The organism is Streptomyces luteoverticillatus (assembly GCF_003970715.1).
Taxonomy (GTDB): Bacteria; Actinomycetota; Actinomycetes; order Streptomycetales; family Streptomycetaceae; genus Streptomyces; species Streptomyces abikoensis.
In genome coordinates, this window is record NZ_CP034587.1 from 3,787,655 (window position 1) to 3,813,279 (window position 25,625).

The following is a 25,625-nucleotide window of genomic DNA, read 5'->3' on the forward strand; positions in this document are numbered from 1 at the left end:
ATACATTTTCCATGCCCGGCCGCCTGCCATGTCAGCGTCCGGCCGTTGCAAGATGCTGCCATCTCGTGGCACGGACACCCGTGTGCCGCACGGCTCAGAATGGGCGGTGCCGGAGACGGCCGACTGCGGGGGCGGAGAAGTCGAACCCGTATTTCGCGTCATCGAATTAACGGGTGGGGAATGTCTAGTTCGGAGTTCTTTCCTGATTTCATCGCGCGGCACGCCGAGGAATTCCCGGATCGGGTGGCGGTCGTGCTCGCGAAGGCGAACGGCGGGGAGATCGTCGAGGAGCCCCTCACCTTCGCCGAGCTCGACCGCGCCGCCCGGGCCGTCGCGGTCTGGCTGGGGGAACAGGGCATCGAGGCCGGCCGGCGGGCGTTGCTGCTGCACCCCACGGGCCTCGACTTCGTCAAGGCGTTCTTCGGGTGCATGTACGCGGGTGTCACCCCGGTCCCCGCGCCGCTGCCCGGCGGGCAGCGCCACCACCTGACCCGGGCGACCGGCATCGCGCTGGACGCGGACGTGTCGGTCGTCCTCACCGACAACGCCAACCTGCCGGCGATCGCCGACTGGCTCAGCCAGGACGGACTCGACCGGATCGTGTGCGCCGCCACCTCGATGGCGGAGCAGGCCGACCCCGGCGCCTGGACCCGGCCCGAGGGCGTCGGTGACGGGACGCTCGCCTTCCTCCAGTACACCTCGGGCTCGACCAGCGACCCGAAGGGGGTCATGGTCACCCAGGCCAACCTCTTCCACAACCTCCGGCTCATCGAGTCCAGCATCGGACTCCAGGGGTACAACACCTTCTGCAGCTGGCTGCCCCTGTACCACGACATGGGGCTCATCGGGCTGTTCCTGCTGCCGCTCTACCTCGGGTCCACGGCGATCCTGATGAGCCCGGTCGACTTCCTCAAGCGGCCGCACCTGTGGCTGCGGCTGATCGACCGGCACGACGTCCTGGTGACCTCGGCCCCGAACTTCGCCTACGACCTGTGTGCCCGGAAGGTCACCGACGAGCAGCTGGCCGGCCTCGACCTCTCGCGCTGGGAGGTCGCCTGCAACGGTGCCGAGCCGATCGACGCCACCGCGCTGGACCGGTTCGCCGAGCGGTTCGCCGGGGCGGGCTTCCGCCGCGAGGCGTTCCTGCCCTGCTACGGCATGGCCGAGACGACGCTCTACGTCTCCGGGACGCGCCGGGAGGACGCCCCGCTGGTGACCCGGATGGAGGCGCGGGCGCTGGAGAAGAACGTCCTGCGGCCCGTCGGCGAGGACGAGGACGGCCCCCTGGTCGTCAGCTGCGGCATCGTCAACGAGCTGGACGTCAGGATCGTCGACCCGGAGAGCCGCACGGTGCTGCCCGAGGGCGAGGTCGGCGAGATCTGGGTGCGCGGTGGCAGCGTGGCCGTCGGCTACTGGGGCAAGGAGCGCGAGACGCGCGAGACCTTCCAGGCCGAGACCACCGGCGGTGAGCGGGGCTTCCTGCGCACGGGAGACCTCGGCGCGTTCCTCGGCGACCAGCTGTACGTCACCGGGCGCATCAAGGAAATGGTCATCACCCACGGCCGCAACCTGTACCCGCAGGACGTCGAGCGCGAGGTACGGGCCGTCCACCCGGCCGTCGCCTCCGGGGCCACCAGCGTCTTCTCCGTCGTCGCGGCGCAGGAGGAGATCGTCGTGGTCCAGGAGATCCGTCCGCGCGACCTCGGTGGGACGACCCCCGAAGAGCTGGTGCGGAAGATCAGGTACGAGGTCGGCAACCGCCTCGGTGTCCACATCGGCAATGTGGTGCTCGTCCGCCCGGGCAAGGTGCGCAAGACCACCAGCGGCAAGATCCAGCGCCGGCTGATGCGCGAGCTCTTCCAGGCGAACGCCCTGGAGATCCTCCACGAGGAGCTCGCCCCCGGCACCCGGCAGCGCTTCCGCCCCACGCCCGCGCAGGACGGCGGCTCCGGCGGGGAGACGGCATGACCTATCCGCCCTACGCCCTCGCCGCCGGGTTCGACCGGCGGCTCGGGGATCCCGACGACCCCGGGGTGACCTTCTCCTACGCCCGGTGCGCCCGGCTCGACGAGCACGAGGAGTTCCCGGCGGAGATCTGCCGGGAGCTCGACGCCCTCGGCCTGCCCGGCTATTACGTTCCCGAGGAGCACGGCGGCTCGCTGCGCAGCTACGAGGACGTCCTCCAGCTGATGCGAGCCGTCGCCCGCCGCGACCTGACGGTCGCCATCGGGCACGGCAAGACCTACCTGGGCGCCGTGTGCGTCTGGGTGGCCGGCACCGAGGAGCAGGCCGCCCGGCTGGGCCGCGACATCGTCTCCGGAGCCGTGGTCTCCTGGGGCCTGACCGAGCGCGAGCACGGCAGCGACCTGCTGGCGAGCGAGGTCACGGCCACGCGCGAGGCCGACGGCTACCGCGTCGACGGTGAGAAGTGGCTCATCAACAACGCGACGCGGGGCCGGATCATCTCGCTTCTCGCCAACACCGACCCGGACGGGGGGCCGCGCGCCCTCAGCGTGCTGCTGGTCGACAAGGAGGAGATCGGCGAGGGCGGTTACCGCTGTCTGCCCGCGGCCCGTACGCACGGCATCCGCGGCGCGGACATCAGCGGCATCGCCTTCACGGGGGCGAAGGTGCCCGCCGGTGCCCTCGTCGGAGCCGAGGGCACCGGGCTGGAGACCGTGCTCAAGAGCCTCCAGATCACCCGGACGCTGTGCTCGGCGCTCTCCCTCGGCGCCGCCGACCACGCGCTGCGCCTGGGCGTGGACTTCGCCCTCGAGCACCGGCTCTACGGGCGGACGCTGGCCGAACTCCCCCAGGCCCGCCGGACGCTGGGCGAGAGCTGCGCCGACCTCTTCGTCGCCGAGGCCGTGGCCCTGGTGGCGAGCCGGTCCCTCCACCACCTCACCGGCGAGCTGAGCGTCGTCTCGGCGGCGGCCAAGTACCTGGTGCCCTCCGGAGTGGAGGTGATGATCGGCCGCCTCGGCCAGCTGCTGGGCGCCCGCGCCTTCCTGACGGGCACCTTCCGCGACGGCCGTTTCCAGAAGCTCGAACGGGACCACCGCATCGTCGGGATCTTCGACGGCAACTCGCTGGTCAACCTGAACATGCTGATCAACCAGTTCGGCACGCTGGCCCGGGCGTACCGGGCCGGCCGGACGGACCGCGACGGGCTCTCGGCCGCCCTCCGGCTGACCGAGGACACCCCCGCCCTCGACCGCGACCGGCTCGCCCTGCTCTCCCGCAACGGATGCAGCGTCGTGCAGAGCCTGCCCGCGGCCGTCGAGGAGCTCCGCGAACTGGCCGCCGCCGGCGAGGTGCCGGCCGCGCTCGCGGAGCGGGCCACGCTGCTGCGGGAGGTCGCGGACGAGCTCCACGAGCGGATGGCCGCCCATCGGCCGTCCTCCCGGGACGTCCCCGCGCACGCCTTCGAACTGGCCCAGCGGTACACCCTGGTGTTCGCCGCGGCGTGCTGCCTCCAGCTCTGGCTGCGCAACCGTGCCGACGGCACGGTCCGGAAGGACACCGACTGGCTGGACGCCTGCCTGAGCAGGCTCCTGCACCAGCTCCGGCCGGGGGACCGGGAGGACCACGAGGTCTACGACCGCCTCGTCCCCGGGCTCCTGGAGCGGCACCGGGACGGTGCCCTCCACTCGCTGCTGACCGACCGAACCAGTGGGGCCCGGACATGAACGACCGCATGACGGGGCTCGACCGGGCCGGCGCGCTCGAGGCGCTGCTCGGCGACCCCCACGACGACGCCAACCCGTACGGCTACCGCGCCGTTCTGGAGGCCGACGAGCGGAACGAGATCCTCGCCGAGGGCGAGCGGATGCTCGACGGGTTCGTCCTCAACGCGGAGTTCGTGCCGCGGGCGCTGGGCGGCAGGCTGACCCAGGCCGACGACATGGTGCGCGTCCTGCGCACGCTCTTCCGCCGGGACATCACCCTCGGACTGGGTTACGGCGTCACCAACTTCATCGCCTCGGCCGGGGTCTGGGCCGCCGGCAGCGCGGAACAGCGCCGCTGGACCGCCGATCTGCTGCTCTCCGGCGGCAAGATCGCCGCCGGGTACAACGAACTGGCGCACGGCAACGACTTCACCCGCGTGGAGCTCCGGGCGGTGCCGGGCGACGGCACGGTGCTGCTCAACGGCGGCAAGCAGGTGGTGAACAACCTCGCCCGCGCCGACGCGGCGATGTTCCTGGCGCGTACCGCCGACGAGGCGGGTGCCCGTAGTCACTCCCACGTCCTGGTGGACATGCGTGACCTCTCCGACGAGCAGCGGCGCTATCTGCCGAGGTTCGGTACGGCCGGGGTGCGGGGCTGCCGGATCGGTGGTGTCGAGTTCACCGACTGCGCGGTGCCCGACGGCGGCGGGGTCGGCGTCGTGGGCGGCGTGGGCCAGGCCATGGAGACCGTGCTCAAGGCGTTCCAGGTCACCCGGGGCGTGCTGCCCGGCATGGCCGTGGGCGGCGGCGACGCGCAGCTGCGCACGGTCCTGGGCTTCGCCCTCGGGCGCCGGCTCTACGGCCGGACCGTCGCCGACCTCCCGCACGCGCGGTCGGTGCTCACCGCCGCGTACGCCGATCTGCTGACCGCGGACTGCCTCGCCATGGCGGCCGCCCGTGCCCTGCACGTGCTGCCGGCCCAGACCAGCGTCTACACGGCGGCGGCCAAGTACCTGGTGCCGAAGATGCTCCAGGAGTCGAGCCACCGGCTGGCCACGGTGCTGGGCGCGCGCTCGTACCTCCGGGACGGCCCGCACGCGATCTTCCAGAAGGTGTTCCGGGACCTTCCGGCGGCGACCTTCGGGCACGCCAACAGCACGGTCTGCCTGGCCACGATCATTCCCCAGCTGCCCCAGCTGGCGAGGAAGAGCTGGGGCGGCGGTGCCGAAGAGGCCCCGGCGGAGCTGTTCCGCTTCGCCTCCGAGCTGCCCGAACTCGACTTCGGCGCGCTGGAGATGAACGCCAGGGGCGCCGACGGCCTGAGCGCCGTGCTGCGCTCGGCCGCCCGCGCCGCCGGCGGGCCGCTCGCGGCCCTGTGCGAGGCGTTCGTGGCGGAGCTGGCCGATCTCACGGTCCGGTGCGCGGACCTCCGGCCCAAGGACCGTACGGTCACCGCCGGGCCGGAGGCGTTCGCTCTCGCCGACCGCTTCACCGTCGTCCTCGCCGCCGCGTCCTGCCTCGGCCACTGGCTGCACGATCCGGCGCCGGAGAGCGACGGCCGGCCCCCGGCCTGGCTGGTCGTCGGCCTGAGCCGGCTGGCCGCGCGCCTGGGTCGCACGCCCGCCGCCGGTACCGGAGGCGCCGAGGAGCGGGCCTGGACGGAGCTGCTGGACCGGTACGAGGACCGGCGCGCCTTCGACCTGTCCGCCCTCCGGCTCGCCGGCTGACTTCCGCGGCCCGGCACCGCGGCCCCGCGTCCCGCGGGGCGATCCGCCCTCCCATCGACAACGGAGACCTTCGTCATGCCCGAAAACACCGACACCCTCACCATCGAGCAGATCCGCGACTGGTTCACCGAGCGCGTCGCCTTCTACCTGGAGCGGCCCCAGAGCGAGGTCGACCCCGACGCCAAACTCGTCGAGATCGGTCTGGACTCGGTCTACGCGCTGACCATCTGCGGCGACATCGAGGACCACTTCGGCTTCGACGTCGAGCCGACGGTCACCTGGGACCACCCCACCGTGAACGCGATGGCGCGCTACCTGCACACCGAGATCACGGCGGGCCGATGACCGGCACCCTTCCCCTGTCGGCCGGCCAGGAAGCCATGTGGTTCCTCAACCGGCTGGCTCCCGACAGCGCCGCGTACAACGTGGTGATGGCGCTGCGCGTACGGGGACCGCTCGACCTCGCCGAGCTGGGCCGGGCGCTGGACGCCGTCGTGGACCGGCATCCGATCCTGCGCGCCTGTTTCGCGGACGTCGCCGGCACGCCCCGGATGTTCCCCGGCGCGGCTCCCGCCGTGCGGCTCGAGGTGCGCGAGGCCGAGGGGGCCGGTGAGGCGCGGCTCCGCGAGCTCGTCGCCGAAGCAGGTTCCGCGCCCTTCGACATGGCGCGGGACGGCGTCTTCCGGCTCGTGGTCATCCGCACCGGTCCCGAGACCGCGGTGCTGGTGTGCGCGGCGCACCATCTGGTGACCGACGCCGTGGCCCAGGGGGTGGTCCTGAGGGAGCTGCTGGAGGCGTACCGGGCGTCCGGGTGCGGGGAGTCGCCGCAGTGGCCGGCGGAGCCCGTTCCCTTCGAGGAGTTCGTGTCGGGGGAAAGGGAGTTGCTCGCCTCCGCCAGGGCGGCCGAGTTCGAGGAGTACTGGCGAGGAGTGTGCGCGGGGGCGCCGTACGTCCTGGAGCTCCCGGCGGACCGGCCCCGGCCCGCGCGCGCCGACTACACCGGCGCCAGCCACGAGGTGACCGTTCCGCCCCAGGTGTGGGAGAAGGTTCGCTCCGGCGCGGCCGAGGCGGGGACGACCCCCTTCAGCCTGCTGCTGGCGGGTTTCCAGGCGTTGCTCCACCGGTACACCGGGGAGGGTGACTTCCTGATCGGCATGCCCACCACGACCCGGCTGTCCAGGCGGTCGCGTGCCGCGGTCGGCTGCTTCGTCAACACCGTCGTCGTGCGGGCCGGCGTGGGCGGTACGACCACGCTGCCGGAGCTCGCGGTCGAGGCGCAGCGCCAGGTGCGGGCGGGCATGGGCCGGGTGTCCTACCCGTTCTCCCATCTGACGAGGGCTCTGGGGGTGCCGCGGGACCCCAGCCGATCGCCGCTGGTGCAGGTCACGTTCACAATGGTCTCGGCCGGCCGGTCCGAGCCGCTGATGGAGCTGATCGCCGAGGGCGAGGAGGCCGGCCGGGAGCTGGAGCTGGCGGGGCTGCGGCTGGCCGCGTTCGATGTGCCCCAGCAGGAGGGCCAGTTCGACCTCGCCGTCGAACTGCTCCAGACCTCCCGCTCCGTGAAGGCCGTCTTCCGGTATCGCGCCGACCTTTACGACGCGGCGACGGTCGAGCGTCTCGCCGAGCACTATCTGCGGCTCGTCGAGGCCGGTGTGGACGAGCCCGGAACCCCTGTGCGCCGGCTGTCCCTCGTGAATCGTTCGGAGCGCGACCGGATTCTTTCGTTCGGACTCGGGGCGATGTCCTGAAAAGACCCTGCCAAATGGCTGTCTCATAGCGAACTTATAGGGCTCGCGCGGATCATCGAATTGCGCGTGACTGAAAGAGAAGGCATGACTGAGCAGGCTTTTCCGGGAATCCTGGCGACGATCGGCGACACCCCGCTCGTCCAGTTGCAGAGATACCTTCCGGATTCTCGTTTCCGGGTGTTCGCGAAGATGGAGCGATTCAACCCCGGCGGCAGCATCAAGGACCGTTCGGCGCTGAGCATGATTCTGGGGAAGCTCCGGACCGGTGAACTGGTCCCCGGCCGTTCGACCATCGTCGAGTCCAGTTCCGGGAACCTCGCCATCGGCATCGCCCAGATCTGCCGGTACTTCGGGCTGCGCTTCATCTGTGTGGTGGACGCGAGGACGACGAGCCAGAACCTCTCGATGCTGCGGGCCCTGCGGGCCGAGGTCGAGGTCGTGACCGAGGCGGACGCCCCCGACGGCAATTTCCTGCCCGTGCGAAAGCTCCGGGTCAAGGAGCTCGTCGAGCGGATCCCGGACGCGTACTCGCCCGACCAGTACTCGAACCCGCTGAACCCGCAGGCCCATGTGGAGACCATGCGGGAGATCGCCGAGGCCCTGGACGGCCGGGTGGACTACCTCTTCTGCGCGGCGAGCACCTGCGGAACGCTGCGCGGCTGCGCCGAGTACGTCCGGCGGACCGGCATGTCCACGGCCGTGGTGGCGGTGGACGCCGTCGGCAGCGCGATCTTCGGCGACACCCCCCGGCGCCGGCTGCTGCCCGGGCACGGGGCGTCCGTCCGGCCCGCCCTGTGGACTCCGGACGCCGCGGACGAGGTCATCCACGTGAACGACATGGAGTGCGTGGTCGCCTGCCGCAAGCTGGCCGACCGGGAGGCCATCCTGGCCGGCGGTTCCTCGGGGGCGGCGCTCGCCGCCCTGGAGTCGATGGCCGACCGCATTCCCGACGGCGCCAATGTCGCGCTCGTCCTCGCGGACGGCGGCGACCGCTATCTGGACACGATCTATTCCGATGAATGGGTCGCCCGGCACTTCGGTGAAATTTCCCATCTCTGGAAGGAACATCCGATCATGTCCGACGCCTGGCTGGAATCCACCGAGGCCACGGTTGGAGCGGGCCTGTGCTGATCATCCGCAATGGTGACGTCCGGCAGGTGCTGAACGGTAGCGAGACCGAGACGATCGATGTCGTCCGGGATTCCTACCGGCTGCACGACGAGAACCGCACCGCCGTGCCCCACTCCATCTTCCTGCGGTTCCCCGACAGTCCGCGGGACCGGATCATCGGCCTCCCGGCCTACCGGGGCGGTGACGAGCCGGTGGCGGGAATGAAGTGGATCGCTTCCTTCCCGAAGAACATCGAATCCGGTATCGAGCGCGCCAGCGCGACGGTCCTGCTCAACTCCATGGAGACGGGACGCCCCGTGGCCATGGTCGAGGGCTCCGTCATCTCCGCCCGGCGCACCGCGGCGAGCGCGGCGCTCGCCGCCACACTGATGGTGGGGGCGGCCCCGGCGGGTGTCACCCTCGTCGGCTGCGGCGTCATCAACTTCGAGGTGCTGCGCTTCCTGACGGTCGCCTTCCCCGGCCTCACCCGCGTGACCGTGTTCGACATGGACCCGGCACGCGCCGGGGAGTTCGTGGCGCGGTGCGCCGAACTCCTCCCGGACGGCGCTTTCGAGGTCGCCGACACCCTCGACTCGGCCATGGGCGCCCATGACCTGGTCTCGCTGGCCACGACGGCGGCCGAGCCGTACACGGACCTGAGCCACTGCCGCCCCGGGAGCGTCGTCCTCAACGTCTCCCTGCGCGACCTGACGCCCGAGTCGGTCCTCGCCGCCCAGAACGTGGTGGACGACCCGGACCACGTCTGCCGGGAGAAGACCTCTCTCCACCTCGCCCAGGAACTGGCCGGCGACCGTCGCTTCATCGACGCCACCATCGGTCAGCTCATCCGCGGCACCGTGTCGCTGGAGCGTGACCCGGACAAGGTGCGGGTCTTCTCGCCGTTCGGTCTGGGGGTCCTCGACATCGCCCTGGCGGAATTCGTCCGTACCCGCGCCGAGAGCGCCGGGCTGGGCCTGAAGGTCGAGGACTTCCTGCCCGGACCCGCGACCCCGGCCGACCGCTGACCCGCACCTCCACACGACACCGACCGCCGACAAGGAGCACACATGTCCGATGAGCAGCAGGACCGCCGGTACCAGGTGGTCCTCAACGACGAAGAGCAGTACTCGATCTGGGCGGCCGATCGTGATCTGCCCGCCGGCTGGCACGCCGAGGGTACCGAGGGCACTCGCGAGGAGTGCCTCGCCCGGATCAACGAGGTCTGGGTCGACATGCGCCCGCTGAGCCTGCGCTCGCGCGCGGACCAGTCCGCCGCCTGACCCACCCGGGAGTGCCCCCTCCCGCCGGGCCGTGTCCTGTCCCCGGACACGGCCCGGCGGAGCCGGCACGTCCGCCCATCCGCGTCCCCAGTCGCACACCCGGCGCGCGCCCTCGCGCCATCCCCACGCACCCGGCAGCGGTGTCGTGGGTCCACTGACACAAGGAGTAGTCGTGAACGCCCAGCCGCGGTCGGATGCCTCGCCCGATGCCCGCGCCGGTGGCCCGGCCGCGGCCGAGGCCGGTCGTCTTCTGCCCGAGCTCATCGCGCTCCGGGCCGCCGCAACCCCCGACGCCACGGCCCTGATCGCCGGGGAGCGCCGGGTCTCCTACCGCGAGCTGGACGAGCGGGCCAACCGCGTCGCCCACCTCCTCGCCGGACGGGGCGCGGGCCCCGAGGCGCTGGTCGGCGTCTGCCTCCACCGCGGCGTCGATCTCGTGGTGGCCCTGCTGGGCGTGTGGAAGTCGGGCGCCGCCTATGTGCCGCTGGACCCCTCCCATCCCGCCGAGCGGCTCGCCTGGGTGCTCGGCGACACCGCCGGCCGCCTGGTTCTGACCGAGTCGTCGCTGACCGGCCTCTTCGCGGAGGCCGACGCCGAGGTCGTGGCCCTCGACACCGTCGAAGCCCTCCTCGAGACACTGCCCGGCACTGCCCCCGAGGTGACACTCACCCCCGACGGCGCCGCCTACGCGATCTACACCTCCGGTTCCACCGGGCGCCCCAAGGGCGTCGTCATCGGGCACGGTGGCATCGCCAACCGGGTGCTGTGGACCGTGCGGGAGCACCGCCTGTCCACCGCCGACCGGGTCCTCCAGAAGACCTCGCTGAGCTTCGACGCCGCCGGCTGGGAGATCTTCGCCCCACTGGTGAGCGGCGGCACCGTCGTCCTCGCGCCGGTGGGCGCCGAGCGCGACCCGGCGGCCCTCGTGCGGGCGGTGGCCGACCACGACGTCACCGTGCTCCAGGTGGTGCCCTCGGTGCTGCGGCTCCTGGTGGACGCGCCCGGTTGGGACCGCTGCTCGGCGCTGCGCCTGGTGTTCTCGGCGGGCGAGCCGCTGCACGCCGAGCTCTGCCACCGTCTGCTGGCCCTCACCGACGTCGAGGTGTGGAACACCTACGGTCCCACCGAGTGCTCCATCGACGTCACGGCGCTGCGCTTCGACCCGGCACAGGTGTCGGGCCCCGTTTCCATCGGTCGGCCGCTGGACAACATGCGTGTGCTGATCCTCGACGCGGAGGGCGAGCCCACCCCCTTCGGCGTCCCCGGTGAGCTGCACGTCGGCGGCGTGGGCGTGGCCCGCGGCTACCTGGGGCGGCCCGGCCTGACCGCCGGGACCTTCGTCCCCGACCCGTACGGTCCCGCCGGCTCCCGGCTGTACCGCACGGGCGACCGGGCCCGCTGGCGGTCGGACGGCACCCTCGAGTACCTGGGCCGGCTCGACCACCAGGTGAAGGTCAACGGCGTCCGCATCGAGCCCGGCGAGGTGGAGGCCGCGCTCGCGGCCCACCCGCGAGTCCGGGGCGCGGTGGCGGCGGCGTTCACGGACCGGGACGGCGCCGCCCGGCTCGCCGCGTACGTCCTCGGCCGCGACGGCGCGATCGACGCCGGGGAACTGCGCGGCTTCCTCCGCGACCGGCTGCCGGACCACCTCGTCCCGTCGGTCTTCGTCGCCGTCGACGCCTTCCCGCTGACCACGAGCGGCAAGGTGGACCGCAAGGCGCTTCCCGCTCCCGACCTGGCCGCACATGCCGGGCGCCCCCCGTACGTGGCCCCGCGCGACGAGGCGGAGCGGACCGTGGCCCGCGTCTGGAGCGAGCTGCTGGGCGAGGACGCCGTGGGCGCGCACGACGACTTCTTCCAGCTCGGTGGCCACTCCCTGCTGCTGGCCAGGCTGGCCGCCGAACTGGGCGCGGTGGCCGGTGCGGTGATCCCGCTGGCCGATCTCTTCGCGGCGTCGACCGTCGAGGCCCAGGCCCGGCTGCTGACGGCCGAGCGCGACGAGGTCCCGCCGGTGGTGCCTATCGAGCGGGCCGGCCGACTGCCGCTGTCGCACGGTCAGCACCGGCTGTGGTTCGTCGACCGGATGAACCCCGGCAGCTCCGAGTACGTGGTCCCGCTGCTGCTGCGGGTGGCACCGGACACCGACGCCGACGACGTGCGGCGGGCCCTCGACACCCTCGCCGCCCGCCACGAGATCCTGCGCACCCGCTATGTGACCGAGGACGGGGAGCCGTACCAGGTCGTCGACGCGCCCTCCTCCGTGGAACTGGCCTCGCTCGACGCCCCCTCGGAGGACCTGTCCGGCCTGGTCGGCGCGGAGATCGCCCGCGGCTTCGACCTGGAGCACGGCCCGGTCTGGCGCGCCGCCCTCGTCCGTACCCCCCCGGGCGGGCGCGCCGTGATCCTGACGATGCATCACATCGCCTGTGACGGCTGGTCGTCGGTGGTCATCGAGCGCGAGTTCCGCGAGCTGCTCGCCGCCCACGCCGCCGGCCGCACCGCCGAGCTGCCCGCGCCGGTGGTCCAGTACGCCGACTTCGCCGCGTGGCAGCGCGCGAGCCTGACCGACGAGAAGGCCGAGCGTCACCTGGCCCACTGGCGGACCGCCCTGGACGGGCTCGCCCCCCAGGAATTCCCGACCGACCGGCCGCGCGCGGCCGTCCGGGACCCGCGGGGCGCCGCGGTCACCTTCACCGTCGCGCCCGACGTGGCACGCACAGTGCTGGAGTTGGGCCGCCGCCATCGTGCCACCCCGTTCGTGACGATGCTGACCGCCCTCAGCACCCTGGCCGCGCGCCACAGCGGCCAGTGGGACGTCGCCATCGGCACCCCGGTGGCCGGACGCGACCGGCCCGAGGTCGCCGGCACGGTCGGCTTCTTCCTCAACTCCCTGGTGCTGCGCCCCCGGCTGACGGAAGACCTCTCCTTCGAGGACGCCCTCGACCGGGTACGGGAGACCTGCCGGTCCGCGTTCGCGCACCAGGACCTGCCCTTCCAGCGCGTCGTCGACGAGATGCAGCCCGAGCGGGACCTCTCGCGCACCCCGCTCTACCAGATCGCCCTGGACCTCCACGACGAGGGCCTGACCGGCGTCTCCGCCGACACCGACGAGCTCGGCACCTTCCTCGACGCCTGGTGGACCGCGCACACCGACCTGACCCTGTACATCCGCCAGGGCGCCGACGGCTCCCTGATCGGCGTCCTGGAGTACGCCACGGCGCTGTTCGACGCGGCGACCGCGGAGCGGCTGACCCAGCACCTGGTCCGGCTCCTGGAGTCCGCCGCCGGGGACCCGACGGCCCCGCTGGGCTCGCTCGACATCCTGACCCCCGCCGAACGCGCGCGGCTCCTCACCGAGTGGAACGACACGACGCCGGCGGAGTCCGCCGCCTGCGTCCACGAGCTCTTCGAGGCCCAGGTGCTCGCCACCCCCGACGCGGTGGCCGTCCACCACGCCGACGGCCGGCTGACCTACGCCGAGCTCGACGAGCGCGCCAACCGGTTCGCCCACCACCTGCGGGACCGGGGCGTCGGACCGGAGTCCGTCGTCGGTGTCCTCCTGGACCGCGGCCCGGACCTGCTGGCCTGCCTCCTGGGCGTGTGGAAGGCCGGCGGCGCCTACGTGCCGCTGGACCCGGCCCACCCCGCCGAGCGGCTCGGCTACATGCTCGAGAACGCCGGTGCCCGCCTGGTGGTCACCGAACGGCGCCACACCGCGGCCCTCGCCGACGCCGGCCAGGCCGCGCACCCGCTCGTCCTGGAGGACGAGGCCGAGGCCCTGGCCGCGCGGCCGCACACCGCGCCCGGCGTGATGGCCGATCCCGACCGGATCGCCTACGTCATCTACACCTCCGGTTCCACCGGCCGCCCCAAGGGCGTCGCGGTGCCGCACCGCGGTCTCGCCAACCACCTGGTCTGGGCCGCCGGCGAGTGCGCCCGGGGCGGCACGGGAGGCGCGCCCGTCTTCTCGTCCATCGCCTTCGACCTGCCGGTGCCCAACCTCTACGCGCCCCTGCTCATCGGGCAGCCGGTGCACCTGCTGCCGCGGGATTTCGCGCCCGAGGAGCTCGGCCGGCTGCTCGTCGCGTCCGGCCCCTACGGCCTGATCAAGCTGACGCCCGGCCACCTGGAGATGCTCCACCACCAGCTCGGTCACGAGCGCGCGCTCGGCCTCGCCGGGACGGTCATCGTGGCGGGCGAGGCGCTGACCGGCCGCACGGCCAACCACGGCCTGGAGCTGTTCGGCGACACACGTCTGATCAACGAGTACGGTCCGACGGAGGGCTCCGTCGGTAGTTCCGTCCACCTGGTCGACGGCCCCCAGCACCGGGAGATCGTGCCCATCGGCACCCCGCTGCCGGGCGTCACCCTCTATGTGCTCGACGAGCGGATGGAGCCGCTCCCGGTGGGCGTCGCCGGCGAGCTGTACGTCGGCGGCACCGGCGTGGCGCGCGGCTACGTCAACGCGCCCGACCGCACCGCCGAGCGCTTCCTGCCCGACCCCTTCGGCCCGCCCGGCTCCCGGCTGTACCGGACGGGAGACCTGGTGCGGCTGCTGCCCACCGGTGACATCGACTTCCTCGGCCGGATCGACACCCAGATCAAGGTGCGCGGCTACCGGATCGAGCCCGGCGAGATCCAGGCCGTGGTCACCGAGCACCCCGGCGTCCGGGAAGCGGTCGTGGTGGCCCACGAGGCGCGACCGGGCGAGAAGGAGCTCGTCGCCTACTGCGTGCCGTCCGGCGCGACCCTGCCCGGTGCGGAGGAGCTGGCCGACCACGCGAGGACGCGGCTGCCCGAGTACATGGTCCCGGTCGTCTGGGTCGAGCTGGAGAACATCCCGCTCAACCGCAACGGAAAGGTGGACCGGGCGGCGCTGCCCGCCCCCGACCGCTCCGAGCTGGTCTCGGCGGGAGGCTTCGTCGCCCCCCGCACCACGGCCGAGGAGATGGTCGCCGAGATCTGGACCGAACTGCTGGGAGTCGAGGTCGGTGTGCACAACGACTTCTTCCAGCTGGGCGGCCACTCGATCCTCGCCATCAAGCTGATCGCCCGCATCCAGCAGGAGTTCGACATCACCCTGCCCGCCAGGGCCGTCTTCGAAGGACCCACGGTCGCCCAGCTCGCGGCCGCCGTGGAAGCACAGATCCGGGCGGAACTCGCCCAACCGGACGACACCGCCCAGGCGGCGGAGCCGGCAACGCAGAACGGGCAGGGGGCCTGAGCATGGGACCGCACGACAACGCACGACCGGCCGCGGACGACCTGCGGGCCGAACTCCTGCGGCGCCGCGCCGCGGCCCGCCTGGCGCGCGGCGGCGACGGCATTCCCACGGCCGACCGCCACGAGCCGCTGCCCCTGTCCTCCGGGCAGCAGCAGATGTGGTTCCTCAGCCAGCTGGAACCGGACAGCCCCGAATATCTCGTGCCGCTGGTCCTGCGCATGCGCGGGACACTCGACGCCGACGCGCTCGGCCTGGCCTGGCAGCGACTCACCGACCGGCACGAGATCCTCCGTACCCGCTACGGGCTGCGGGACAACGAGCCGGTCCAGCTCGTCGACGCCGGACAACGGGCCGAGCTCGCCCGCACCGACCTCACCGGACTGCCCGCGGCCGAACGCGAGGGCAAGGCGTTCGAGCTGGCGGAGCAGGACGCGGTCACCCCCTTCGACCTGCTGCGCGAGAACCCGGTGCGGGCCCGGCTGGTGCGACTCGCCGACGACGACCACCTGCTGGTCGTGGTCCTGCACCACATCGCCTGCGACGCCTGGTCCCAGGACGTCATCGCCCGGGACCTGGGCGCTCTGTACCGCCGGGCCCTCGACCCGGCGGCGGCCGCGCCCGAGCCGCTGCCCGTCCAGTACGCCGACTACGCCGCCTGGGAGCGGGGCCGCCTCTCGGGCCCGGCTCCCGACGCCCACATCGAGTACTGGCGCGACCGCCTCGACGGCATCGCCCCCCTCGACCTGCCCACCGACCGGCCGCGGCCGGCCGTGCGCACCGGCGAGGGAGCGGCCGTCGGCTTCGCCCTGCCCGCCGGGGTGGCGCGGCGACTGCGCGCCATCGGGCGCGAGCACGGCGCCACGCCGTTCATGGTGCTGCTGGCGGGCTACCAGGCCCTGCTGTCACGCCACACGGGGAAGAACGACATCGCCGTGGGCACGGTGGTCTCCGGCCGCAACCGGCCCGAGCTCCAGCAGCTCATCGGCTACGCGATCAACAGCCTGGTCATGCGATCGCGGTGGAGCGGCGACCCCGCCTTCACGGAGCTGTTGGCGCAGGTGCGCGACACGGTCCTGGAGTCCTTCGACCACCAGGAACTCCCCTTCGCCCGCCTGGTGGACGAGCTTCAGCCCGAGCGCGACCTGTCGAGCACGCCGCTCTACCAGACGGCGTTCACCATGCACGACACGACGTCCACGTCCTACGAACTGCCCGGCGTGACCGTCGAGCGTGTCCAGCTGACCTGGCGGATCGCCAAGTTCGACCTCACGCTCCAGGCGTCCGAGCTCGCGGACGGCTCGCTGGGCTGCCAGCTCGAGTACGCGACCGCGCTCTTCGACCGTTCGACCGTGGAACGGTTCGCCGAGCAGTACGTCCGATTCCTGACCGCCGTCGCCGACGCGCCCGGCACCCCCGTCTCCCGTGTCGAGATCCTCTCGCCGGCCGAGCGAGAACTGCTGATCACCGGATGGCCGGACGGTGCGGCCGACGGCGAGCCTCCCGTCGTGCCCACCCGTTGTGTGCATGAGGTGTTCGAGGAGCGGGTCGCCGCTGATCCGGATGCGGTGGCGGTGGTTTTCGAGGGCGTTGAGCTTACGTATGGCGAGCTGAATGCCCGGGCGAACCGTATCGCGAATTATCTGCGGGGTATGGGGGTCGGTCCCGAGGATCTGGTGGGTGTGTGCCTGGAGCGTGGCATCGAGCTGATGCCGGCGCTGTTGGGTGTGCTGAAGTCGGGTGCTGGTTATCTGCCGCTGGATCCGTCGAATCCCGCTGACCGTCTTGGTTTTATGCTGGCGGACGCGGGTGCGGATGTCGTTCTGACGGAGTCGGGTCAGGTGGAGATGCTGGAAGGCATCTTCACGGGCACGGTGGTGGTTCTGGATCGTGATCGGGGTGTGCTGGCGGGTCAGCTGGCGGAGAATCCCGAGGTGCTGGCGGGCCCGGAGTCGCTGATCTATGTGATCTACACGTCGGGCTCGACTGGTCGGCCCAAGGGTGTGTGTTTGTCGCATGGGAATGTGCTGCGGCTGTTGACGTCGGCTGAGCGGCATTATGCGTTCGGTGCGGACGATGTGTGGCCGTTGTTCCACTCGTATGCGTTCGATGTCTCGGTGTGGGAGATGTGGGGGGCGCTGCTTTACGGCGGGCGTCTCGTGGTGGTGCCGTTCGGGGTGTCGCGTTCTCCCGAGGAGTTCCTTGACCTGCTGGTTCAGCACCGGGTGACGGTGCTGAACCAGACGCCGACCGCGTTCCGTCAGCTGGTCGCGGCCGCCGCCGATGGCGACGCTCGTGTCGACGAACTCGCGCTGCGTGCTGTGGTGTTCGCTGGTGAGCGCCTCGACGTTCCGGAGCTTGGGCCGTGGGTGGAGCGGCTTGGTTTGGACCGTCCGGTGCTGGTGAACATGTACGGGATCACCGAGACGACCGTGCACACCACCTTCTACCGGGTGACCGAGGCGGATCTTGAGGCCGGTGCCGGTAATCCGGTCGGTTATCCGCTGGCCGACCTGCGCGTCTACCTGCTCGACCAGGACGGGAACCTGGCTCCGGTGGGCGTTCCGGGCGAGATCCACGTGGGCGGCCCGGGTGTGGCCCGGGGATATCTCAACCGTCCCGATCTGACGGCCGAGCGTTTTGTGCCGGACCCGTTCGGTCCCGCCGGTTCGCGGATGTACCGCAGTGGTGACCTCGCGCGTCGGCTTCCGGACGGCAGCCTGGAGTTCCTGGGCCGTATCGACCACCAGGTCAAGATCCGTGGTTTCCGTGTCGAGTTGGGCGAGATCGAGGCCGCTCTGGCCGCGCACCCGCTGGTGCGCGACGCCGTGGTGATCGTCCGCGAGGACACCCCGGGTGACAAGCAGCTCGTCGCCTATGTGGTGCCGGTCGAGGGCGAGGGACCCGAGCCCGGCGAGCTGCGGGCGCTGCTGTCCGCGTCGCTTCCGGCGTACATGGTGCCGTCGGCGTTCGTGGGTCTGGAGCGGCTGCCGCTGACGACCAACGGCAAGCTCGACCGCCGCGCCCTGCCCGCACCCGACCGGGCCGCCCTCGGTTCGCAGGCGGCCTTCGTCGCCCCCCGCACCGAGGACGAGGAACGCGTCGCCGCCGTATGGCGCGACGTGCTCGGGCTGGACGAGGTCGGTGTCGAGGAGGGTTTCTTCACCGTCGGCGGCGACTCCATCCGTGCCGTCGCCGTCGTGGGTGCCCTGCGCGAAGCCGGCTACGACGTCGCCGTCCGCGACGTCTTCGAGCACCAGACGATCGCCCGCCTCTGCGAGGTGATCACCGGCAAGCCGGCCCCGGCCGTCGCCACCACCACGGTGGAGGCGTTCTCGATGCTCCCGTCCGAGGACGCGGGCCGTCTGCCCGAGGGCCTCGTCGACGCCTACCCGCTGTCGCAGATCCAGCTCGGCATGGTCGTCGAGATGCTCGCCGGGACGGGCGAGAACATCTACCACAACGTGACGTCCTTCAGCGTCCGTGACGACAAGCCCTTCGACGCGGCGGCCCTGGAGGCCGCGACGCGCGTCATCGTGGAGCGCCACGACGTCCTGCGGACCTCCATCCACCTGACCGCGTACTCGCGGCCCCTCCAGTTGGTCCACGCCACCGCCACCATGCCGGTCGGCGTCCGCGACCTCCGTCACCTGGGCGCGCGGGAGCAGCAGGAGGCCATGCACGCGTTCACGGCGCGGGAGCGCTCCGAGCTCTTCGATCTCGAACGCGCGCCGCTGCTCCGTGCCTTCGCGCATGTCACCGGTGAGACCACGTGGTGGCTGTCGCTCACCGAGTGCCACGCGATCCTGGAGGGCTGGAGCTATCACTCCCTGCTGATGGAGCTGCTCGCGGTCTACCGTCGGCTGCGCGACGGCGACGCCCCCGAGCCGGTGGAGCCCGCCGCCGTGCGCTACGCCGACTTCATCGCCGCCGAGCAGGCGTCGCTGGCGTCGGAGGAGGACCCCGCCTACTGGGCGGGCATCGTGGCGGGGCACTCCCGGTTCGAACTGCCGGCGGGCTGGGGCGACAAGCGCGCGGAGCGCGAGAACTTCCGGAGCCGGGTGCCGTTCCTGGACCTCGAGGAGCCGCTGCGCGCGCTGGCGCTCCGGGCGAACGCGCCGCTGAAGAGCGTGCTGCACGCCGCGCACCTGAAGGTGATGAGCATGCTGACCGGTGAGGAGGCGTTCTTCACCGGCCTGGTCTGCGACGCGCGACCGGAGGCGCTGGGCGCGGACCGGGTGTACGGCATGTTCCTGAACACCGTGCCGTTCGCGTTCGACCGGGATGCCCGCACCTGGCGTGAGCTGGTCGGAAAGGTCTTCGCGCGCGAGGTCGAGCTGTGGCCGCACCGGCGCCACCCGCTCCCGGCCATCCAGCGCGCCGCCGGTGGCGAGCGCCTGATCGACGTGTTCTTCAACTACCAGGACTTCCACGTCGTCGACACCGACCTCATCGACTTCCACGCGAGCATCGACGACAGCCCCAACGAGTTCGGCCTGCACATCGCCACGCTCGGCGGGCACATCACGCTCATCACCAACACCCATGTCCTGAGTCGCGAGAACGCCGATCGCATGGCGAGCCTCTACCGCTCCGTCCTTGAGGCGATGGCCGCCGACCCCGAAGGCGACGCCACCACCCACCCTCTGCCGGAGGAGGAGCTCCGCGTCCTGCTGGCCGACGTGGACAACGCCGCCGGTGACCCGGTCACGCGTTGTGTGCATGAGGTGTTCGAGGAGCGGGTTGCCGCTGATCCGGACGCGGTGGCGGTGGTTTTCGAGGGTGTCGAGCTTACGTACGGTGAGCTGAATGCCCGGGCGAACCGTATCGCGCACTATCTGCGGGGTATGGGGGTCGGTCCCGAGGACCTGGTGGGTGTGTGCCTGGAGCGTGGCATCGAGCTGATGCCGGCGTTGCTGGGTGTGCTGAAGTCGGGTGCGGGTTATCTGCCGCTGGATCCGTCGAATCCCGCTGACCGTCTTGGTTTCATGCTGGCGGACGCGGGTGCGGATGTCGTTCTGACGGAGTCGGGTCAGGTGGAGATGCTGGAAGGCATCTTCGATGGCACGGTGGTGGTTCTGGACCGCGACCGGGACGTTCTGGCCGGGCAGCCGGCGGAGAACCCGGAGGTTTTGGCGGGTCCCGAGTCGCTGATCTATGTGATCTACACGTCGGGTTCGACGGGCCGGCCGAAGGGCGTATGCCTGTCGCACGGGAACGTGCTGCGGCTTTTGACCTCTGCTGAGCGTCATTACGCGTTCGGTGCGTCGGATGTGTGGCCGTTGTTCCACTCGTACGCGTTCGATGTGTCGGTGTGGGAGATGTGGGGGGCGCTGCTTTACGGCGGGCGTCTCGTGGTGGTGCCGTTCGGGGTGTCGCGTTCTCCTGAGGAGTTCCTGGATCTGCTGGTCGAGCACCGGGTGACGGTGCTGAACCAGACGCCGACCGCTTTCCGTCAGCTGGTCGCGGCCGCCGCCGATGGCGACGCCCGTGTCGACGAACTGGCCCTTCGTGCTGTGGTGTTCGCTGGTGAGCGGCTGGACGTTCCGGAGCTTGGGCCGTGGGTGGAGCGGCTTGGTTTGGACCGTCCGGTGCTGGTGAACATGTACGGGATCACCGAGACGACCGTGCACACCACCTTCTACCGGGTGACCGAGGCGGACCTTGAGGTCGGTGCCGGTAACCCGGTCGGCTACCCGCTCGCCGACCTGCGGGTCTACCTGCTGGACCGGCGCGGCAACCTCGCGCCCGTCGGCGTGCCCGGCGAGATCCACGTCGGTGGTCCGGGCGTGGCCCGTGGCTACCTCAACCGTCCGGACCTCACCGCCGAGCGGTTCGTGCCCGATCCCTTCGGTCCCGCCGGTTCGCGGATGTACCGCAGTGGTGACCTCGCGCGTCGGCTTCCGGACGGGAGCCTGGAGTTCCTGGGCCGTATCGACCATCAGGTGAAGATCCGTGGTTTCCGTGTCGAGTTGGGTGAGATCGAGGCCGCTCTGGCCGCGCACCCGCTGGTGCGCGACGCCGTGGTGATCGTCCGCGAGGACACCCCGGGTGACAAGCAGCTCGTCGCCTACCTCGTGCCCATGGAGGACGAGGCCCCCGAGCCGGCGGAGCTGCGGGCACTGCTGTCCGCCTCCCTGCCGGCCTACATGGTCCCCTCCGCCTTCGTCGTCCTCGAGCGTCTTCCGCTGACGACCAACGGCAAGCTCGACCGCCGCGCCCTGCCCGCACCCGACCGGGCCGCCCTCGGCGCGGAGGCGGCCTACGTCGCCCCCCGCACGGACGACGAGGAGCGCATCGCCGCCGTGTGGTGCGACATCCTCGGGCTCGACCGCATCGGTGTGGAGGAGGCGTTCTTCACCGTCGGCGGAGACTCCATCCGCGCGGTCGCCCTCGTCGGCGCACTGCGCAACGCGGGGTACGACGTCACCGTCCGGGACGTCTTCGAGCACCACACCGTCGCCGGGCTCGCGGCCGCGGTCGCGGGATCCGGTGCGCCGGCCGCCCCCACACGCGCCGTGGCCCCGTTCGAGCTGCTCGACGCGGAGACGCGGGCCGCTCTGCCCGAGGGGCTCGCGGACGCCTACCCCCTGTCCCAGATCCAGCTCGGCATGCTGCTGGAGATGTTCGCCGACAGCGACGAGAACCGCTATCACAACGTCTCGCTGTTCCGGGTCCGTGACGACCGGCCCTTCTCGCCCCGTGCGCTTCAGGACGCCGTCCGGACCGTCGTCGAGCGGCACGAGGTGCTCCGTACCTCCATCGACCTCCAGAGCTTCGCCGTACCGGTCCAGCTGGTGCACGACGCCGCCAGGCTGCCCGTCCAGGTGCGCGATCTGCGCCACCTGGAGCCGGACGAGCAGGACGAGGACCTCCGCGACTTCCTGACGAAGGAGCGCGCCTCCCTGTTCGACCTGCGCAAGGCGCCGCTGCTGCGCGTCGGCGCCCAGGTCCTGGGCGACGAGGACTGGGCCCTGTCCTTCACCGTCTGCCACGCCATCATCGAGGGCTGGAGCTACCACTCCCTGCTGATGGAGCTCCTCGCGTGCTACCGGTCCCTGCGCGACGGCGCGGAGCCGGCGGCGGCGGAGCCGTCGGAGGTGCGATACGCGGACTTCGTCGCCGCCGAGCAGGCGGCCCTGGAGTCGGAGGAGGACCGGGCCTACTGGCAGGGCGTCGTGGACCGGCACGCCCGCTTCGAGCTCCCCGCCGGCTGGGGCGACCCGGCGGCTCCCCGGGAGACCGTGCGCGTCCGCGTGGCCTACCCCGACCTGGAGCAGCCGCTCCGCGACGTGGCGTCCCGCGCCAGGGTGTCGGTCAAGAGCGTCCTGCACGCCGCTCACCTGAAGGTGATGAGCATGCTGACCCGCGAGGAGGCGTTCTTCACCGGTCTGGTCTGCGACACCCGTCCCGAGGCGGCCGGTGCCGACCGTGTCTACGGAATGTTCCTGAACACGGTGCCCTTCGGCTACGACCGCACCGCGCGGACCTGGCGCGAGCTCGTCCAGGCGGTCTTCGCGCAGGAGACGGAGCTGTGGTCGCACCGGCGCTTCCCGCTGCCGGCCATCCAGCGGCTCGCCGGTTCCGGTGACCGGCTGATCGACGTCTACTTCAACTACCAGGACTTCCACGTCGTCGACACCGACCTGATCGACGTCGACGCGAGCATGGGGGACGGCACCAACGAGTTCGGTCTCACCGTGGCGGCCTCGCCCGGTGGGCTGACCCTGAACACCAACACCCGTTCGCTGGGCCGCGCCGCTGCCGAGCGTCTCGGGGCCCTCTACCGCTCCGTCCTGGAGGCCATGGCCGCAGGCCTCGACGGCGACGCCGTCGCCAACCCGCTGCCCGCGGCCGAGCTCGATCCGCTGCTGACCGCGTGGAACGACACCGCGACCGGCTGGCCGACGGACGCCACCCCGCTGGAGGCGTTCGAGGAGCTGGCGCGCACCGTGCCGGACGCCCCCGCCGTCATCGGCTCGTCCGGCGCCGACGCCGGAGCGTGGCTGAGCTACGCGGAGCTGGACGCCAGGGCCGAACGGCTCGCACGGCGCGTCCGCGCCCTGGGAGCCGACAACGGGTCGGTCGTGGGCGTGCTGCTCACCCGTGGGCCCGACGCGCTCGCCGCGCTGCTGGGCGTGTGGAAGGCCGGCGCGGCCTACCTGCCGCTGGACCCGTCGTTGCCCGACGAGCGCATCGGGTTCATGCTCGCCGACGCGGGCGTGGCGGCCGTGATCAGTGAGCCGGTCTTCGAGGCCCGGCTGGCGGGGCTGTACGGGCGGGCTGTCGTCCCGGTGGGCGACCACCCGGCGGACGACGCCGCTGCCGAGGCGTCCGGTGCCCCTGTCGGCGCCGGCCGGCGGACGGCCGATCCCATGGACCTGGCCTACGTGATCTACACCTCGGGTTCCACGGGGCGTCCCAAGGGCGTCCAGATCCCGCACCACGCGCTGGCCAACCTGCTGCACGCGATGCGCACGCGGCTGGAGAGCACGTCCGACCACGTGTGGCTTGCCCTGACCGCGCTCAGCTTCGACATCTCCGGCCTCGAGCTGTTCCTGCCGCTCACCACGGGCGGGCGGGTCGTCGTCGCCGCGGACGAGGAGGCGCGTGACGGCCGGGCGCTGCTGGACCTGGTCGACCGGCACGGTGTGACCCATGTCCAGGCGACGCCTTCCGGGTGGCGTCTGATGCTGGAATCCGGTTTCGCGGACCGGCCGGTCACGGCACTGGTCGGCGGCGAGGCCCTGCCCGTGGGCCTGGCCCGCGAACTGCGCGGCCGGGTACGGCGCCTGGTCAACGTGTACGGCCCGACGGAGACGACGATCTGGTCGCTGACCTGGGAGGTCCCGGAAGACACCGACGACGTCTCCATCGGTGGGCCCATCGCCAACACCCGGCTGTACGTGCTCGACGCGGCTTTCGAACCCGTGCCGGTCGGCGCGGTCGGCGAGCTCTGCGTCGGCGGCGACGGCGTCGCCCGCGGGTACCTGGGCCGTCCCGGCCTGACGGCCGAGCGGTTCGTCCCGGACGCGTTCGGGACGACGCCCGGGGCCAGGCTGTACCGCACGGGCGACCTCGTGCGGTACCGGGCGGACGGCCTGCTGGAGTTCCTGGGCCGCACCGATCACCAGGTGAAGGTCCGGGGCTACCGGATCGAGCTGGGGGAGATCGAGGCGGCGCTGGTGCGTCACCCGGACATCGCGGCGGCCGTCGTGACCGTTCGCGAGGAGGGACCGGCGGGCGCGTGGCTGGCCGGCTACCTGGTGCCCGCCGAGGGCCGCCGTCCCCACCACGCCGATGTACGCGCCTTCCTGGCGGGCCTTCTGCCGCCCTACATGGTGCCGTCGGTCTTCGTGATCCTGGACGAACTGCCGCTCTCCGTCGCGGGCAAGGTGGACCGCCGGGCGCTGCCCGAACCGCCCCGGACGGAGCTCCGGCCGGACACCGGGTTCCAGGAGCCCATCGGTCCGGCCGAGCGGCTGCTGGCCGAAATCTGGTGCCGGGTGCTCGGTGTCGAGAAGGTCGGCGGCGACGCGAACTTCTTCGACCTCGGCGGGAATTCGCTCCTGATCACCGATGTCATCTCGAGCGCCCGCGAGGCGGGCCTGCCGCTGACGCTGTGGATGCTCTACCAGCACCACACGCTGTCGGCGCTGGCAGCGGCGGCGGCCGAGGGCATGGACGAGGCCGCGCTGCGGCGGCTGGCCTCCGGGGCGCCCGCCACGGCCCGGGACGTCCGCCCCGCCGCGTCGGCGGCCGTGCTGCCCTCGCCGGAGCGGACGATGGCCGAGCACCATGTGCCCGGTGCCGCCGTCGCGGTCGTCGCCGACGGCGAGGTGCGGGCGCTGGAGGGCCACGGTGTGCTGGAGGCGGGCTCCGCCGAGCCCGTCACGCCGGACACCCTGTTCCAGGTCGCCTCGATCAGCAAGCACGTGACCGCGCTGGGCGTCCTGGCCCTCGTCGGCCAGGGCCGACTGGACCTGGACGAGGACATCCGCCACTACCTCACCGGCTGGCGGATGCCGGACGCGAGCCCGGCGCCCCGGCGCACCGTGCGCCAGTTGCTCGGCCACCTGGCGGGTCTCTCGGAGGGCCGGTACGAGGGCTACGAGCGCGGCGGCCCGGTGCCCACGTTCCGGGAGGTCCTGGACGGCGTCGCCCCAGCGGTCACGGCGCCGGTGCGCGGCGAGCTGCTGCCGGGGACCGTCTTCCGCAAGTCGGGCAGCCACTACGCGGTCCTGGAGCAGGTCCTCACCGACGTCACCGGAGAGTCGTTCCCGGAGCTGATCCGGGACCTGGTGCTGGAGCCGCTCGGCATGACGGGCAGCAGCTTCGACCAGGCGTTCCCGGAACGCTCGGGACGGCCCGTGGCCCGGGGCCACGACGAGCGGGGCGTGCCGGTCCCCGGTGGCTGGCGGGTCCACCCGGCGACGGCCGCGACGGGCCTGTGGACGACCGCGGCCGACCTGGCCAAGGTGCTCCTCGAGGTCCAGCGCGCCCACCGGGGCGAGCCCGCCGCGCTGCTGGACCGCACGCTGGCCGGCGAGCTGCTGGCGGCTCATCCCGGGAGCTTCTACGGGCTCGGCACCGTGGTCGACGACAGCACTCCCGACGTCATGGTGGGCCACGGCGGCGAGACCGTCGGCTACCGGGCCATGGCCTTCAGCCGCCTGCGGTCGGGAGCCGGGCTGGTCGTCCTCACCAACGGCGAGCAAGGCAAGGAGGTCGTGAAGTACCTCGGCCGGACCCTGGCCCGGGGCGACGACTCCCCCGGGGGCGGAACGCTGGCCGACGACTGGATGCGGGGCGAGCTCCCGGCCCACCTCGGCCTCCACCACGGCTGACCGCCGTCCGCCGCCCTCCCGGCC

General features: G+C 72.0%; 10 protein-coding genes. All 10 read left to right on the forward strand.

Annotated elements, in window-relative coordinates; translation table 11 throughout:
* Positions 1-180: 180 nt before the first annotated feature.
* The 10 genes from EKH77_RS16735 (at position 181) to EKH77_RS16780 (ending at position 25,601) form a co-directional block, all read left to right on the forward strand.
* The gene (locus EKH77_RS16735) at positions 181-1,968 is read left to right on the forward strand and encodes a fatty acyl-AMP ligase (RefSeq protein ID WP_164737805.1); all 1,788 of its coding nucleotides are present in this window, start codon (positions 181-183) and stop codon (positions 1,966-1,968) included.
* Entirely contained in the window at positions 1,965-3,689 is a 1,725-nt protein-coding gene (locus tag EKH77_RS16740; RefSeq protein ID WP_126915166.1) for an acyl-CoA dehydrogenase family protein, read from the forward strand. The genes EKH77_RS16735 and EKH77_RS16740 overlap by 4 nt, the downstream gene beginning before the upstream one ends.
* The gene (locus EKH77_RS16745) at positions 3,686-5,395 is read left to right on the forward strand and encodes an acyl-CoA dehydrogenase (RefSeq protein WP_126915167.1); all 1,710 of its coding nucleotides are present in this window, start codon (positions 3,686-3,688) and stop codon (positions 5,393-5,395) included. Before EKH77_RS16740 ends, EKH77_RS16745 begins: the two co-directional genes overlap by 4 nt.
* A 75-nt stretch (positions 5,396-5,470) precedes the next feature.
* A complete protein-coding gene (locus EKH77_RS16750; RefSeq protein ID WP_126915168.1) occupies positions 5,471-5,740 on the forward strand; it encodes an acyl carrier protein in 270 nt (89 codons plus the stop codon).
* Positions 5,737-7,143, forward strand: a complete 1,407-nt coding sequence (locus EKH77_RS16755; protein WP_126915169.1) for a condensation domain-containing protein — start codon at positions 5,737-5,739, stop codon at positions 7,141-7,143. The genes EKH77_RS16750 and EKH77_RS16755 overlap by 4 nt, the downstream gene beginning before the upstream one ends.
* Positions 7,144-7,227: 84 nt before the next feature.
* Entirely contained in the window at positions 7,228-8,274 is a 1,047-nt protein-coding gene (gene sbnA, locus EKH77_RS16760) for a 2,3-diaminopropionate biosynthesis protein SbnA (protein ID WP_126915170.1), read from the forward strand.
* Positions 8,268-9,278 carry a 2,3-diaminopropionate biosynthesis protein SbnB gene (sbnB, locus tag EKH77_RS16765; protein WP_126915171.1) on the forward strand — a complete coding sequence of 337 codons (1,011 nt, stop codon included), beginning with the start codon at positions 8,268-8,270 and terminating at the stop codon, positions 9,276-9,278. Before sbnA ends, sbnB begins: the two co-directional genes overlap by 7 nt.
* Positions 9,279-9,320: 42 nt before the next feature.
* Entirely contained in the window at positions 9,321-9,533 is a 213-nt protein-coding gene (locus EKH77_RS16770) for an MbtH family protein (RefSeq protein ID WP_126915172.1), read from the forward strand.
* A 172-nt stretch (positions 9,534-9,705) separates the two neighbouring features.
* The gene (locus tag EKH77_RS16775) at positions 9,706-14,757 is read left to right on the forward strand and encodes a non-ribosomal peptide synthetase (RefSeq protein WP_126915173.1); all 5,052 of its coding nucleotides are present in this window, start codon (positions 9,706-9,708) and stop codon (positions 14,755-14,757) included.
* A gap of 2 nt (positions 14,758-14,759) precedes the next feature.
* Entirely contained in the window at positions 14,760-25,601 is a 10,842-nt protein-coding gene (locus tag EKH77_RS16780; protein ID WP_126915174.1) for a non-ribosomal peptide synthetase, read from the forward strand.
* Positions 25,602-25,625: the final 24 nt, after the last annotated feature.

What these genes read in the sequence shown, in the direction of transcription:
- EKH77_RS16755 (WP_126915169.1), top strand. Translation starts at nt 5,737, where the DNA reads ATGACCGGCACCCTTCCCCTGTCGGCCGGCCAGGAAGCCATGTGGTTC.
- EKH77_RS16735 (WP_164737805.1), top strand. Translation starts at nt 181, where the DNA reads ATGTCTAGTTCGGAGTTCTTTCCTGATTTCATCGCGCGGCACGCCGAG.
- EKH77_RS16750 (WP_126915168.1), top strand. Translation starts at nt 5,471, where the DNA reads ATGCCCGAAAACACCGACACCCTCACCATCGAGCAGATCCGCGACTGG.
- EKH77_RS16770 (WP_126915172.1), top strand. Translation starts at nt 9,321, where the DNA reads ATGTCCGATGAGCAGCAGGACCGCCGGTACCAGGTGGTCCTCAACGAC.
- EKH77_RS16780 (WP_126915174.1), top strand. Translation starts at nt 14,760, where the DNA reads ATGGGACCGCACGACAACGCACGACCGGCCGCGGACGACCTGCGGGCC.
- EKH77_RS16745 (WP_126915167.1), top strand. Translation starts at nt 3,686, where the DNA reads ATGAACGACCGCATGACGGGGCTCGACCGGGCCGGCGCGCTCGAGGCG.
- EKH77_RS16740 (WP_126915166.1), top strand. Translation starts at nt 1,965, where the DNA reads ATGACCTATCCGCCCTACGCCCTCGCCGCCGGGTTCGACCGGCGGCTC.
- sbnA (WP_126915170.1), top strand. Translation starts at nt 7,228, where the DNA reads ATGACTGAGCAGGCTTTTCCGGGAATCCTGGCGACGATCGGCGACACC.